Source organism: Streptococcus mitis, from assembly GCF_902159415.1.
Taxonomy (GTDB): domain Bacteria; phylum Bacillota; class Bacilli; order Lactobacillales; family Streptococcaceae; genus Streptococcus; species Streptococcus mitis_BG.
The window spans coordinates 37,276-50,727 of record NZ_CABGJU010000002.1 but is presented as its reverse complement, the minus strand read 5'-3'; the positions used below and the strand labels follow the sequence as shown (position 1 = coordinate 50,727).

Annotated in this window: 17 protein-coding genes and 1 pseudogene; 11 read left to right on the top strand and 7 right to left on the bottom strand. The window is 38.8% G+C overall.

Translation table 11 applies throughout. From position 1 onward, the window contains the following. Window positions 1-48 precede the first annotated feature (48 nt). Window positions 49-840, top strand: a complete 792-nt coding sequence (locus tag FN031_RS06520) for a DUF2785 domain-containing protein (RefSeq protein WP_142558705.1) — start codon at window positions 49-51, stop codon at window positions 838-840. A gap of 109 nt (window positions 841-949) precedes the next feature. Next, window positions 950-1,618 (top strand): MIP/aquaporin family protein, encoded by a 669-nt coding sequence (locus FN031_RS06515; protein WP_075565787.1) that lies wholly within the window; start codon window positions 950-952, stop codon window positions 1,616-1,618. Between the two features lie 97 nt (window positions 1,619-1,715). Here FN031_RS06515 and trxA read toward each other — a convergent pair whose 3' ends face one another. From trxA to FN031_RS06500, 3 genes are all read right to left on the bottom strand, one after another. Beyond that, window positions 1,716-2,030, bottom strand: a complete 315-nt coding sequence (gene trxA, locus FN031_RS06510; RefSeq protein ID WP_001029581.1) for a thioredoxin — start codon at window positions 2,028-2,030, stop codon at window positions 1,716-1,718. Window positions 2,031-2,044: 14 nt separating this feature from the next. Then, entirely contained in the window at window positions 2,045-2,266 is a 222-nt protein-coding gene (locus tag FN031_RS06505) for a DUF4649 family protein (protein ID WP_075565789.1), read from the bottom strand. Window positions 2,267-2,362: 96 nt separating this feature from the next. Further along, complete coding sequence (locus FN031_RS06500; protein ID WP_142558703.1) at window positions 2,363-2,743, bottom strand: MarR family winged helix-turn-helix transcriptional regulator; 381 nt, start codon at window positions 2,741-2,743, stop codon at window positions 2,363-2,365. 180 nt (window positions 2,744-2,923) lie between these two features. Between FN031_RS06500 and FN031_RS06495 the strand changes: the two genes are divergently transcribed. Together FN031_RS06495 and FN031_RS06490 are read left to right on the top strand one after the other, a co-directional pair. Continuing rightward, on the top strand, window positions 2,924-3,298 hold the full coding sequence (locus FN031_RS06495) for a CidA/LrgA family protein (RefSeq protein ID WP_004250774.1): 375 nt from the start codon (window positions 2,924-2,926) through the stop codon (window positions 3,296-3,298). Further along, window positions 3,295-3,990 carry an LrgB family protein gene (locus tag FN031_RS06490; RefSeq protein WP_142558701.1) on the top strand — a complete coding sequence of 232 codons (696 nt, stop codon included), beginning with the start codon at window positions 3,295-3,297 and terminating at the stop codon, window positions 3,988-3,990. The genes FN031_RS06495 and FN031_RS06490 overlap by 4 nt, the downstream gene beginning before the upstream one ends. A gap of 220 nt (window positions 3,991-4,210) precedes the next feature. Here FN031_RS06490 and FN031_RS06485 read toward each other — a convergent pair. The 3 genes and pseudogenes from FN031_RS06485 to FN031_RS06475 all read right to left on the bottom strand — a co-directional run. Beyond that, window positions 4,211-4,790: pseudogene (locus FN031_RS06485) on the bottom strand (hypothetical protein); the annotation flags it as partial. A gap of 15 nt (window positions 4,791-4,805) precedes the next feature. After that, a complete protein-coding gene (locus FN031_RS06480; protein WP_142558698.1) occupies window positions 4,806-5,501 on the bottom strand; it encodes an ABC transporter ATP-binding protein in 696 nt (231 codons plus the stop codon). Between the two features lie 3 nt (window positions 5,502-5,504). Continuing rightward, on the bottom strand, window positions 5,505-5,870 hold the full coding sequence (locus tag FN031_RS06475) for a GntR family transcriptional regulator (protein ID WP_075565800.1): 366 nt from the start codon (window positions 5,868-5,870) through the stop codon (window positions 5,505-5,507). A 139-nt stretch (window positions 5,871-6,009) separates the two neighbouring features. Here FN031_RS06475 and nrdR point away from each other — a divergent pair, with 139 nt between their 5' ends. Genes nrdR through der form a run of 5 tightly spaced genes read left to right on the top strand, consistent with a single transcriptional unit; the run spans window position 6,010 to window position 10,584 of the window. Further along, complete coding sequence (nrdR, locus tag FN031_RS06470; protein WP_004250782.1) at window positions 6,010-6,483, top strand: transcriptional regulator NrdR; 474 nt, start codon at window positions 6,010-6,012, stop codon at window positions 6,481-6,483. Then, window positions 6,484-7,653: a replication initiation and membrane attachment family protein gene (locus FN031_RS06465; protein ID WP_142558696.1), complete on the top strand. Its 1,170-nt coding sequence runs from the start codon at window positions 6,484-6,486 to the stop codon at window positions 7,651-7,653. Beyond that, entirely contained in the window at window positions 7,654-8,550 is an 897-nt protein-coding gene (gene dnaI / locus FN031_RS06460; protein ID WP_142558695.1) for a primosomal protein DnaI, read from the top strand. It abuts the gene before it with no gap. Further along, window positions 8,547-9,260, top strand: coding sequence for an NADPH-dependent oxidoreductase (locus FN031_RS06455; RefSeq protein WP_075565807.1), 714 nt, complete (start codon window positions 8,547-8,549; stop codon window positions 9,258-9,260). The genes dnaI and FN031_RS06455 overlap by 4 nt, the downstream gene beginning before the upstream one ends. A gap of 13 nt (window positions 9,261-9,273) precedes the next feature. Then, the gene (gene der / locus FN031_RS06450; RefSeq protein ID WP_142558693.1) at window positions 9,274-10,584 is read left to right on the top strand and encodes a ribosome biogenesis GTPase Der; all 1,311 of its coding nucleotides are present in this window, start codon (window positions 9,274-9,276) and stop codon (window positions 10,582-10,584) included. A gap of 99 nt (window positions 10,585-10,683) precedes the next feature. Here the strand turns inward: der and FN031_RS06445 are convergent, their stop codons facing one another. Beyond that, window positions 10,684-11,373 (bottom strand): DUF4368 domain-containing protein, encoded by a 690-nt coding sequence (locus tag FN031_RS06445; protein WP_221887470.1) that lies wholly within the window; start codon window positions 11,371-11,373, stop codon window positions 10,684-10,686. A gap of 393 nt (window positions 11,374-11,766) precedes the next feature. Between FN031_RS06445 and FN031_RS09210 the strand changes: the two genes are divergently transcribed. Then, entirely contained in the window at window positions 11,767-11,856 is a 90-nt protein-coding gene (locus FN031_RS09210; protein ID WP_398575112.1) for a hypothetical protein, read from the top strand. 138 nt (window positions 11,857-11,994) lie between these two features. After that, window positions 11,995-13,452, top strand: a complete 1,458-nt coding sequence (locus tag FN031_RS06435) for an Eco57I restriction-modification methylase domain-containing protein (RefSeq protein WP_142558689.1) — start codon at window positions 11,995-11,997, stop codon at window positions 13,450-13,452.

The window sequence follows — 13,452 nt, the reverse complement described above, 5'->3', positions numbered from 1 at the left end:
CTGCGGATGGCTTTTTGATAAGTTACTAGAAATGTAGAGGTGCTTGAGATGCGTCGAAAATTACAAAGAAAAGTGATAGAAGAAAAACCAAGCTATAGCCGAGAAGAAATTCAGTGGTTGCTCGAGCATTTAGGAGATCCCTCTCCAGAAATTCGAGATGAACTTGTTTTTACGAGTTTGGCTAGAGGGATTCAAGAAGAGTTGTTTTCCCTTGACCAGTTTCAGTTTATCTCAGAAGAGGTCTCCTCTGATGAAGGTCTATACAAAGAGATTGATAGTAGAGGAGTTTCGGCTCTTAAACGTTCTTTTAGGGCACTTATTTATGCCAATCTTTTGTCTGCAGATGGTAATGAGCACTCTCTTTTCTATAAAGGATTAAAAGCTGATATAAGGAATGCTATGCTGTCTCAAGGTTTGTATTACCTTAAAAAAGAAAAGGATACGACAGGTTTTTCAAGTCAGTATGGTTGGGTTCACGCTTTTGCACATGGAGCGGATCTCTTGACTGAAGTCGTTTGTCATCAAGATTTTCCTAAAAATAGAGATTATGAAGTATTTGATGTACTTGGTCAATTATTTAAAAGAGTTACCATTCGTTTTACAAATGATGAGGATTGGCGGTTAGCGAGAGTACTTTATGAACCTATTTTGCAAGGGAAATTAGAGCAGGAACAAGTAGCTTCTTGGATAAAAACTGTTGACTTTCCGATAGAAGAGACCGAAGATTTTTATAAATTTTCCAACTTCAGATCCTGTCTGTTGGAAGTCTATATCCAACTTGACAAGAGACATATTTTACAAGATGACTTGAAAGAAGCCATTCAATCCTTTCAGTACTAAGGATAAGCGAGTCGTTTCCTGATTTTTAAAGAACTTTCCAATCAATTTTCTTGAAACCCTTTCCTTATTTTGATAGACTAATAGATAGTTTAAAAAAAGGAGACTTAACATGAAAAAATTTGTTGCTGAATTAATCGGTACATTTATGCTTGTGTTCATCGGAACAGGAGCTGTTGTTTTTGGAAATGGTACAGAAGGTCTTGGACACCTTGGAATTGCTTTTGCCTTTGGTTTGGCAATCGTAGTCGCAGCTTTCTCAATCGGAACTGTTTCAGGTGCTCACTTGAACCCAGCTGTTTCTATCGCTATGTTTGTTAACAAACGTTTGTCATCTTCAGAACTTGTAAACTACATCCTTGGTCAAGTAGTTGGTGCTTTCTTAGCATCTGTTTCGGTATTCTTCCTCTTGGCAAATTCAGGTATGTCAACTGCAAGTCTTGGTGAAAATGCCTTGGCAAACGGTGTAACTGTATTTGGTGGTTTCTTGTTTGAAGTCATCGCAACATTCTTGTTTGTTTTGGTTATCATGACTGTAACATCAGCAAGCAAAGGGAATGGTGCTATTGCTGGTTTGGTGATCGGTTTGTCATTGATGGCTATGATTCTTGTTGGATTGAACATCACTGGACTTTCAGTAAACCCAGCTCGTAGCTTGGCTCCTGCTGTATTGGTAGGTGGCGCAGCTCTTCAACAAGTTTGGATTTTCATTCTTGCACCAATCGTTGGTGGAGTTCTTGCAGCTCTTGTTGCTAAAAACTTCCTTGGAACTGAAGAATAATTCAACTATATCGTAAAAAATCCTACTCTCCATCTTGGAGGGTAGTTTTTTATATATAAAAAACACTCCCATAACCAAATGTGGGAGTGTTTTGTGATTAACTCAATTCAGCAACGATGGCTTTGATTTGTTCTGCAGTGTGAACACCTGCCACTTGTTTAACAACTTGTCCATCTTTCTTGAAGAGAAGAGTAGGGATAGACATGATACCAAATGCACGAGCTGTATTCGGATTTTCGTCAACGTCCATTTTAACGATCTTCAAGACATCTTCTGAAAGTTCTTCAGACAATTTGTCCAAGATTGGACCTTGCATACGACATGGACCACACCAAGTTGCCCAGAAGTCTACCAAGACCAATCCGTCTTTAGTTTCTTGTTCGAATGTTGCATCTGTAATTGCTTTTGCCATAGTATTTCTCCTTTTTAATTATATTGGCTTAAATCTTGTTTCATGAGATAGAAGAAAACATCTCCATAAGTCCCATGGTAGTCCAAATCATGCCCCTTGTAGGTTACTTTTTGGACAGGATAGTAGTCTGCGACACCAATCAGGCAGGCATGTTGAGAACGTTCAAATTCTTCGTATGACTCGAAGGTTATGGTTCTCTCTTGCTTGCTGGCATCAAGATAAGTGATTTCAATCATAGGATTCTCCTTTGCTAAATCATATCTTCATTTTACTCCTTGGAAAAAGGAATGTCAAGAAAATTGCTTGCGCACGCAAGTTTTTTTGTAAAAATTTTAGGAAAGCCAACTTGCTTTTGTTTCAAGGCTTTCTTCAACAGCTTTTTGCAGAGAGGCAAGAGTCTTTTGGCCATCGCTGGTAAGGCAGATAAAACTAGCTCGTTTGTCCTGATCGCAACATCTCCGACTAAGCAAACCGCAGTTCTTGGCTTCTAATCGTGCCACCATCCGTGATACTGCACTTGGGCTTAGATGGAGTTTGTCCGGCAGGTCAATTTGTCTCAAAGATTTCTCTTGGGCCTGATTTAAAAAGTGCAAGAGATAGAATTCCTTGAGTGTCAGACTCTGTTGACTCTGCTCAGCAATCGTTTGCTCTAAAAGAGCTTCTAGCTCTACTTGTCGTCGGTTGAAGTCAAACCATTTTTCTAAGTAAGTCATATCAATCTCCTTTCCATATAGTAGTTATAAACAGATTTGCCTATCTGAGATGCTTGCGCACGCAATTAGTATACAACTTTTTAGATGAGATGGCAAGAAGGAAGTTTCTTGTGTATTTCCTTGAAATTTTCTGAAAAAAGAGTAAACTGGTATGCAGAAAATCTATTTTTGGAGTATTCGATGAAGTTATATGTTCAGTTAATGATTCTCTTTGTCATTTCACTGATTGGTGAGGGAATCTCTAGTTTTTTCCATTTGCCTATTCCTGGAAGCATTATCGGTTTGATTATTTTATTTTTAGCCTTGCAGTTCAAGTGGTTGCGGGTACGTCATGTCAACATGGTTGGGAATTTCCTCCTAGCTAATATGACTATCCTCTTTCTACCTCCTGCAGTTGGGATTATGGAGAAATTTGATGTGATTGCTCCCTATTTATTGCCCATTGTCTTGATTGTCTTTTTTGCAGCAGTTATCAATATTATCTTGATTGCGCTGGTCGTTCAGTTTATCAAAAAGCGTTATGAAGGTGATTACGAAGAAAGAGGTGCCAAATGAGCGAATTTGTATCCAATCCACTGTTTGGGATAGCCTTATCTATTTTGGCTTATCTTGGAGGCATGATTATCTTTAGACGGTACCCTCATCCTCTGACCACTCCCTTGCTGCTAGCAACTTTATTTATCATTGTTTTTCTAAAACTAACTGGTATTTCTTATGTTGCCTATTATCAAGGTGGGGTTTATCTTAATAACTTGATAGTTCCTTCAACAGTAGCCCTAGGGATTCCTCTTTATAAGAGCTTTCACCTCATGAAGCACCATGTTAGAAGTATTTTACTCAGTAGTTTCCTGGCGGTTGTTGTGAATACCACTTTTACGGCTTTAGTTGCAAAATTTTTCGGTATGGATTTCTTCTTGGCGATTTCGCTTTTCCCAAAGTCTGTAACGACGGCCATGGCAGTTGGAATTACGGATAAGCTACAAGGAATAGCGACGATCACCTTGGTAGTTGTGGTAGCAACTGGTATTTTGACTAGCGTTATTGGACCAACACTTTTAAAATGGCTAAAGATTGACGACCCAGTAGCTCTTGGTCTTGCTCTTGGAGGAACTGGTCACGCAGTTGGGACTGGAACAGCTTTTCGCTATGGAGCTGTTGCGGGGGCTATGGGTGGCCTGGCTATCGGTGTCACCGGTATTCTCTATGTATTTGTAAGTCCCATCGTAGCAGGCTTGATATTGAGTTAAAAGTAAGAATTTTATATTTCTTTGTGTAAAAAGAAGCCCCTAGCTTTATTTGCTAGGGGCTTCATTCATTATTGTAAGTTTACTTTGTTCTTTAAGATATAGTAGGTTCCAAGATAGAAGATAAGGCTAAGGATTATGTCCTTGATAATTTCAAAGGATATCATCCAATTGTAGTCAAAATCGATGCGAAGGTTGAGGGTGATAAATCCAAGTATAGTCTGGATGACGATGTAGGCTACAACTGCAAGAGCTGTACGGTATTCATTAAAGAGTTGACCGATAGAGATAGACAAGTAGATGCAGAGAATTCCTGCTACTGTACTAAATATGTATGAAATCAGAGATAAACCGATACTATCTAAATAATGGCCAAAAAAGTATCTGATCATATAGACATCAATAATTTGTGGGTCTACTGTCACTAAAAAGATATAAATGCTTAGAATGAAAACTGCTGTACTAAGCAAAGACCAGAGGAAGGCCCCCAAGAGTTTTGCTAGGATGATTTGGTATTCAGACACAGGTAGGGTTAAAGTTAGGTATCCTTGACGTTCATAAACACTACCCTTGAAACGACGGATGATCAATATCAAGGTTGAAATACTCATGGTAATGATTAGTCCTCCGAAAATAAAGGCCTGAAATACTAGCATGATTGATTCTTGATCTTGAGAAGATAGCATTTTGATGGCACTAGCCTGTAATCCAATGATGACAGAAAGTGCCAATACAGCACCATAAAGGGCTAAATACCACTTGTTAACATTTTTAAATTCATAACGAACTAAATTCCAAAACATAATAATCTCCTTTATCTAGGCTTTGAATTCATGACGGAAGAGTTGGTCGATTGACTCTCCTGACTCATAACGAATATCATCTACGTTACCTTGACGAACGACTTTTCCATCCTTGAGGAAGATAATTTCGTCTAAGATAGGCTCGATATCTGAAATCAAGTGTGTTGAAATCAAGACAGTCGAAGTTGGGGAGTAGTTGTTGATGATAGTATTTAGGATATAGTCGCGTGCAGCAGGATCGACACCACCGATTGGTTCATCAAGGACATATAGACGAGCATCCCGACTCATGACCAGGATCAACTGAACCTTTTCTTTGTTCCCTTTTGAGAGTTTTTTGAAACGACTATTTTGGTCAATTCCAAGGTCATTTAGTAGTTGCTGCGCACGTTCCAAGTTGAAATCTTGGTAGAAAGTCTTGAAATAGGTAAGAGCCTCTTTAACCTTCATTTGCTCGTTGAGATAGGTCGTATCAGGCAAATAAGAAACAATCGCTTTAGTTGCTGGACTTGGCTCCATGCCATTGATCAGAATACGCCCTTGTTCAGGTTGAAGTAAACCGTTGATGAGTTTAATCAAGGTTGTCTTACCAGAGCCGTTAGGCCCAAGCAAGCCAACGATTTTTCCAGCTGGGATTTCAAGGGAAACACTTGTGAGAGCAGGGCTTGCTCCATAGGATTTTGACACATTTTCAAAAGTTAACAAGGTCATAGTTTAAACTCCTTCAATATAATCTCTTAAAACAGTCGGTAGTTCTTCTTTTTTATAGCCAAATTCTACCATGCCTGTTACAAACTGTTGCAACTGTTCTTCAGAAAGTTGTTTTCTGGATTGGAGAATTAAGTCCAAATCCTCCGTGACAAAGCGGCCGGAAGTCCGTTTGGAATAAACGAAGCCTTCCCTCTCCAATTCAGATAGAGCACGCTGGATAGTGTTAGGATTGACTCCTGCTTCGCTAGCTAGTTCTCTAACAGTCGGGAGTTGTTGGTTGGGTTCGAGTTTATGGGAAACAATTTGTAATTTGATTTTCTCCATAATCTGCATATAGATGGGTTTGTTGTTATCAAATGTCCAAGACATCGCGATCTCCTTTCTACCTCCTCTTGTGTTAATTCAATAATACAACAAAACAAAAAACTTGTCAAGCCAAAAGGAGAATTATTTTGGGAATTGTTCAAAAAATGGTATAATGAGAAGAAAACGACAAGGAGGGGAAGGCATGCGTTGTCCAAAATGTGGCGCTACAAAATCAAGTGTAATTGACAGTCGTCAAGCTGAAGAAGGAAATACTATCAGAAGAAGACGTGAGTGCGAAGAGTGTCAACATCGTTTCACAACCTATGAACGAGTTGAAGAGAGAACACTGGTAGTTGTTAAAAAAGATGGAACTCGAGAACAATTCTCAAGAGATAAAATCTTTAATGGAATTATTCGTTCAGCTCAAAAACGACCCGTTTCCAGTGATGAAATTGGAATGGTCGTCAATCGCATCGAGCAAAAACTCCTCAGTCGCAATGATAATGAAATTCAAAGTGAAGATATTGGTTCTCTGGTCATGGAAGAACTAGCTGAACTAGATGAAATCACATACGTTCGTTTCGCTAGTGTCTATCGTAGCTTTAAAGACGTGAGCGAGCTAGAAAATCTTCTCAAACAAATCACTCAATCTTCAAAGAAGAAAAAGGAAAAATAAATGAAGCCTAATGATCGTTTTTCTTTTCTAAAGAATAATTGGGTGTCGCAAGATACCACTTCTCTAGTGCAGTGCTACCTCCCGATCATTGGTCAGGATGCGCTGAGTCTTTACCTTTATACCTTAGCTTTTTGGGATGATGGACAAAAAGAACACCTTTTTGCATCAATCCTCAACCACCTCAATTTTGGGATGGACAGACTCTTAAAGGCTTTTAAAATCTTAGCAGCTTTTAACTTAGTCACACTCTACCAAAATGGAGATGGTTATAAACTTGTTATTCATCCAACACTTTCTCAATCTGACTTCTTGCGTCATACAGTGTATCGTACTTTGTTGGAGAAAAGGATTAGCGATACAGCAGTTTCTGATTTACGTCAAGAGGCTGCAGGCGGAGAAGCTTTGACGGTTCCTTTGAGTCAGGTCTTTCCAGAGATAGAGGACATGACTAGTCATGACGAGATGCCAGTAAGAGATAATTTCACGAATGATTTTGATTTGGAGCATTTTCGTCAGCTCATGGCTCGAGATGGTCTCCGTTTTCAAGATGAACAGTCAGATGTTTTAGAGTTATTTAAAATCGCTGAGGAGAAAAAATGGACCTGGTTTGAAACCTATCAGTTAGCTAAAGGAACAGCTGTTTCACAAGTTATTTCTGTCAAGCGCATGCGTGAAAAATTAGCGCAAAAGCCTGTTTCGTCGGATTTTAGTCCTCAAGAAGCGACCATTATCCGAGAAGCTAAAAGCAAAACGGCCTTAGAATTTTTAGCGGGAATCAAACAAACCCGAAATGCTGGAATTATCCAAGCCGAACGTGATTTGCTAAAACAGATGGCCAACCTAGGCTTGCTTGATGAAGTCATCAATGTCGTTATACTATTGACCTTCAACAAGGTTGATTCGGCCAATCTCAATGAAAAATATGCCATGAAAGTGGCCAATGATTACTCTTATAACAAGATTCGTTCTGCTGAAGAGGCAGTACTTAGAATTCGAGAGAAAAATCAAAAAGGGCAGGCGCAGAAATCAGCTAAGACTGATCCAGTGAAAACCAATGTCCCTAAATGGAGCAATCCAGAATATAAGAATGAGACAAGCGAAGAAACTCGTTTGGAATTAGAACGTAAGAAAAAAGAAATGTTAGCCCGATTAGAAAAAGGAGGAGACTAGATGGAAAGTGTAGGAGACGTGCTAAAAGGTCAGCCAAGCCGTTTTCAGTATCAGGATTTAGTCCAGCAAATCGTGAAAGATCCTGACGTTGCGACTTTTATCCAGAAGAAATCCCTCAGTCAAGAGGAATTGAATCGTAGTATCTCTAAGTTCAACCAATACATCACCGAGCGTGATAAATTCCTTCGTGGGGATACAGACTATGTGGCGCAAGGTTATAAGCCGGTTCTTGTCATGAATCATGGATATGCAGATGTCGCTTATGAAGAGACTCCGGAACTAATCGCTGCAGAAAAAGAAGCTGCTATTAAAAACCGCCTTAGACTGATCAATCTACCAGCTAGTCTTAAAAAAGCTAGTTTAGCCCAAGTTGATTTGGATGATTTAGGACGTCTACCAGTCTTTGAAAAACTATTAGGTTTTGTTGAAGAATTTCCGAGCATCCGAAAAGGTCTTTATCTTTATGGAGACTTTGGTGTTGGGAAGAGCTTTATGGTCGCTGCCCTAGCACATGACTTGTCAGAAAAACGGGGCGTTTCATCAACTCTTCTCCATTATCCGAGCTTTGTTATTGATGTCAAAAATGCTATTGGTGATGGAAATGTGAAGACTTTGGTAGATGAGATTAAGCAAGCTGAAGTTTTGATTTTGGATGATATTGGTGCTGAACAATCAACACCGTGGGTACGTGATGAAATCTTGCAAGTGATTCTTCAGTATCGTATGCAGGAAGATTTACCGACCTTTTTCACTTCCAACTTCAATTTTGAAGATTTGGAAAAACATTTTGCAAAAGGCAAGAACGGAAATGATGAAACTTGGGAAGCTAGACGTGTCATGGAGCGTATCCGTTATTTAGCAGAGGAAACAAGATTAGAAGGAGAAAATCGTCGATGACAGAAACGATTAAATTAATGCAAAGCCACTCATCAGTGCGCAGATTTAAGGAGCAAGAGATTCCTCAAGAGGACTTGAATGAGATTTTGAAGGCTGCCCAAATGGCTTCAACTTGGAAAAATTTCCAATCTTATTCAGTGATTTTAGTAAGAAGTCAAGAGAAGAAAGATGCTCTGTATGAACTAGTTCCTCAGGAAGCTATTCGTCAATCAGCAGCATTCTTGCTCTTTGTTGGTGATCTGAACCGTGCAGAAAAAGGAGCTCGTCTCCATACAGATACTTTCCAACCACAAGGTGTGGAAGGTCTCTTGATTACATCTGTGGATGCTGCACTTGCTGGGCAAAATACTTTGCTGGCTGCAGAGAGTCTAGGTTACGGTGGGGTAATTATTGGATTGGTGCGTTACAAATCTGCTGAGTTAGCAGAATTGTTCAAGCTTCCTGACTATACTTATCCTGTTTTTGGGATTGCACTGGGTGTACCTAATCAAAAACATGACGTGAAACCAAGATTGCCACTTGACCAGCTTGTTTTTGAAGAAGAGTATCAAGAATTGTCAGTGGAAGCAATTGAAGCTTATGATCGTGTACAAGCTGAGTATGCTGGTGCGCGTGCGACTACAACTTGGAGTCAACGTCTTGCAGAGCAATTCGGTAATCCAGAACCAAGTTCGACTAGAGAAAATCTTGAACAGAAGAAGTTATTGTAGAAAGTGAGAAAACATGGCCTTACCAACTGTTGCCATCGTAGGACGTCCCAATGTTGGGAAATCAACCCTGTTTAACCGTATTGCAGGGGAACGCATCTCAATCGTAGAAGATGTCGAAGGAGTAACACGGGACCGTATCTATGCTACTGGTGAATGGCTCAACCGTTCTTTCAGTATGATTGATACAGGAGGGATTGACGATGTTGATGCTCCATTTATGGAACAAATCAAACACCAGGCAGAAATTGCCATGGAAGAGGCTGACGTCATCGTCTTTGTAGTTTCCGGTAAAGAAGGAATCACGGATGCAGACGAATACGTAGCCCGTAAACTTTACAAAACTCATAAACCAGTCATCCTTGCAGTCAACAAGGTAGACAATCCTGAGATGCGAAATGATATCTATGATTTTTATGCTCTAGGTTTGGGAGAACCTTTACCAATTTCGTCTGTACACGGGATTGGGACAGGGGATGTATTGGATGCTATCGTGGAAAATCTCCCGCATGAAGTCGAAGAAGAAAATCCAGATGTCATTAAATTTAGCTTGATTGGGCGTCCAAACGTCGGAAAATCTAGCTTGATTAATGCTATTTTGGGAGAAGATCGTGTCATTGCCAGTCCTGTAGCTGGTACAACTCGTGATGCCATTGATACCCATTTTACAGATGAAGATGGTCAAGAGTTTACCATGATTGATACAGCAGGTATGCGTAAGTCTGGTAAAGTCTATGAAAATACAGAGAAATACTCAGTTATGCGTGCTATGCGTGCTATTGACCGTTCAGATGTAGTCTTGATGGTGCTAAATGCCGAAGAAGGTATCCGTGAGTACGACAAGCGTATCGCTGGATTTGCCCACGAAGCTGGTAAAGGGATGATTATTGTAGTCAATAAGTGGGATACTCTTGAAAAAGATAACCACACCATGAAAAACTGGGAAGAGGATATTCGCGAGCAGTTCCAATACCTGCCTTACGCGCCGATTATCTTTGTATCAGCTTTGACCAAGCAACGTCTCCACAAACTTCCAGAGATGATTAAACAAATCAGCGAGAGTCAAAATACCCGTATCCCATCAGCAGTCTTGAATGATGTCATTATGGATGCTATCGCCATCAACCCAACACCGACCGACAAAGGGAAACGTCTCAAGATCTTCTATGCGACTCAAGTGGCAACTAAACCACCGACCTTTGTGATTTTTGTCAACGAAGAAGAGCTCATGCACTTCTCTTACTTGCGTTTCTTGGAAAATCAAATCCGCAAGGCCTTCGTCTTTGAAGGAACACCGATTCATCTGATCGCAAGAAAACGGAAATAAAAGAATAAAAAGAAGATAGTTAAGTTGACTCACTAAGGGATTTTTAACCCTTTAAAAAAACGGCATAACTTACAGCATTGTAGGTTATGCCGTTTTTGTTTATTCTGTGGGAATATCAACTGCATCAATGAAATTCCAATGGATGCAGATTGTCTGTTTCTTGGTTCTTGTTCCCGGCACCTTTTCAGGCTTGTAAACATCAATTCTCTCAACAAAGCTTCGAATAATCTCACCCGTGATTTCAGTAATATCAGTATACTTTCGTACCACTCTGAGAAATGAGTCTACATTCAAGGATTGCTCTTTTTCCTGGTCTATGAAAGACTTTAGCTCATTTTTGCGCTTAAGTAATTCTTTCTGCTCTGCCTCATAGTTTTCAGTCATCTTCATAAATTGTTCATCAGAAATCTTGCCATCAATGTTATCCTCATAAAGTCTTTGGATAACTGTATCAAGCTTTGTGATTATTGTAGTTGCCTGTTCCGGTTCCTTGTGGCTGCTACGAAGCTGTTGGTTCAGTTCCTTTTCGCTTTGCTTGGTTACAAGCTCTACGAATTCATCTTCTTGTTCCCGGGCATAAGCAGTAATCTTTCTTATTTCTCTAAGCAGAATTTCTTCAACCTGAACATTATGAATCTGATGAGAAGAACAACCACCTTTGATTTTTCTGTATGTAGCACATACGAAATGTTCCTGCTCGTGTGTCCAGACTCTTGCCCTGACTTGATATAGTTTAGCACCATAGTCGACACAGAATAGCATTCCACTCAATACAGGCATTTCACCCATAGGTGTAAGTTTTCGCCTACCATCTCGGATTCGCTGAACAATATCAAAAGTTTTTTGATCTATAATCGATTCATGAACATTCTTGAAGATAACCCGTTCAGATGGGTCATTGTTAATTGTCTTCTTGCATTTGAAGGACTTTTTCTGTCCGTCTATCTGTTAGCCTTGGAAGAAGATGAAAAAGGACGTTTTTTTGAAAAAAGATAAAAAAATATTCTGCAACTATACGAGTTAGTCACAGGAGGCAGGAAAATTCATAATTATATGATATAATAACGCTATATTGTCGAAATATTTGAGTAAAGGAGATGCAACATGGGATTTCCAGAAGAAATTTAAAGAATCAGACAACGATGTTTTCTAACACAGCAAGATTTTGCAAAAGAAGTACAGGTGGCATTTTCTAATGTGAATAGATGGGAAGGCGGTAAAGCAAAGCCTAACCTTAACGCAATGAAAAAAAATAAAGGAGTTTTGCCTTAAACACGATGTTGATTATGCAGGTGTTGAAGAGGCTTGGCTCGATTTTGAAGTGAAAAAATAACCAATATGAATGATGCAATAATGTATGAATTCTTCACGAGCATTTTTTGTTGAGATTAATAGTTTGGAGGTTGAAATATGGACTTAGGGCAAGTGTTTACAGATAGAGTTGTTGCAAACTATATGGTCTCATTGTTTTTTGAGGTCAGCAATGACAGGATATTAGATCCATGTTTTGGTGGTGGAGCATTCTTGAAGGCGTGTAAAGAAGCTGGGTATAAGAATGTATATGGCTGTGAGATAGATGAAAAGCTGTACAAGGAAGTTGTGAATGAATATCCTGATTATAAATTATTTAATGTGGATTTTTTGAGTTATGATCCGCATGAGTTATTCGATAAAATAATAATGAACCCTCCATATATCAGACAGGAAAAAATTGATGATTTAGAGTGTTTAGGAATATCCAAAAAGAAACTAAGAAGAAATAGTATATATCAAGGACTTCCAAGTACCGCTAATTTATATATGTATTTTATTATCAAGGCTATTGATTTGCTTAAAGATAAAGGGGAACTGGTGGTGATTTTTCCAAGCAGTTGGATGAATGCAAGAAGTGGTCAAAGCTTTAAGGACTTGTTGGGTTCAAGAACAAAGATTGAACAAGAGATTCGTATTCGTGGAGAGTTATTTGAAAAAGATGCTTTAGTGGATGTTGTTATTTTGAAACTAATAAAGGACAGTACACTAACTGAGAAAAAAAGTGTGGAACCAGAATACTTAGAATTGGCTGATGGAAAACTTAAGAAAGTGGTTGGACACAGTGAAGAGATTGCTTTAAATTTGAGTGTTCCTTTTTCAAAGTATTCGAGTGTTAGACGAGGATTAACTACTGGTTGGAATACAATGTTCATTAATCCACAAGGTATGAGTTTACAATCCGAGGAATGTATAAAAAAAATTATATCTTCTCCGAAAGCAGTACAGGGTTACAGCACTTCTTCGGCAGAGACTGATAATTTGTTAATGATTTCTAAAGGTCAAATGCTTACTGATGAGTTACAGGAATATATAACTCATTTTGCAGAAATTCTTTCGAGTGAGAAAAAGCCAAAAACCTTATATGAGAGATCTAAAGCATCGTCAGAATGGTATACACTCAATGAAGTGGATAGTAATGGTATTTTGTTCAGTTATTTTGTTCGCAATGATATGAAGTTCGTTATGAATACCTCAAACATTTTAGCACGTGACAATTTTTATATTATCTATCCTAAAATTGATAAATATTTAATGTTTGCATTGCTGAATAATTACTTTACCTATTATCAGCTTGAAACTATTGGAAAGAAATATGGAGCTGGATTATTGAAACTTCAAAGGTATGACATTGAAAAATTGAAGTTTGTTGACGTCGAGAGCATTTCAGACGACGATAAAGAAAAATTATGTTCGTTGGCGAAGAAACTGGTGCAGTTTTCAGAGGAAAAATGTATATATGATATAACTGAGATATTGTCGAAGTATACAAAAAAGAAAACGGATGAAATCCTTGTAGGATATCAGAACATAAAAAAAAAGAGATTGGAGGCATGA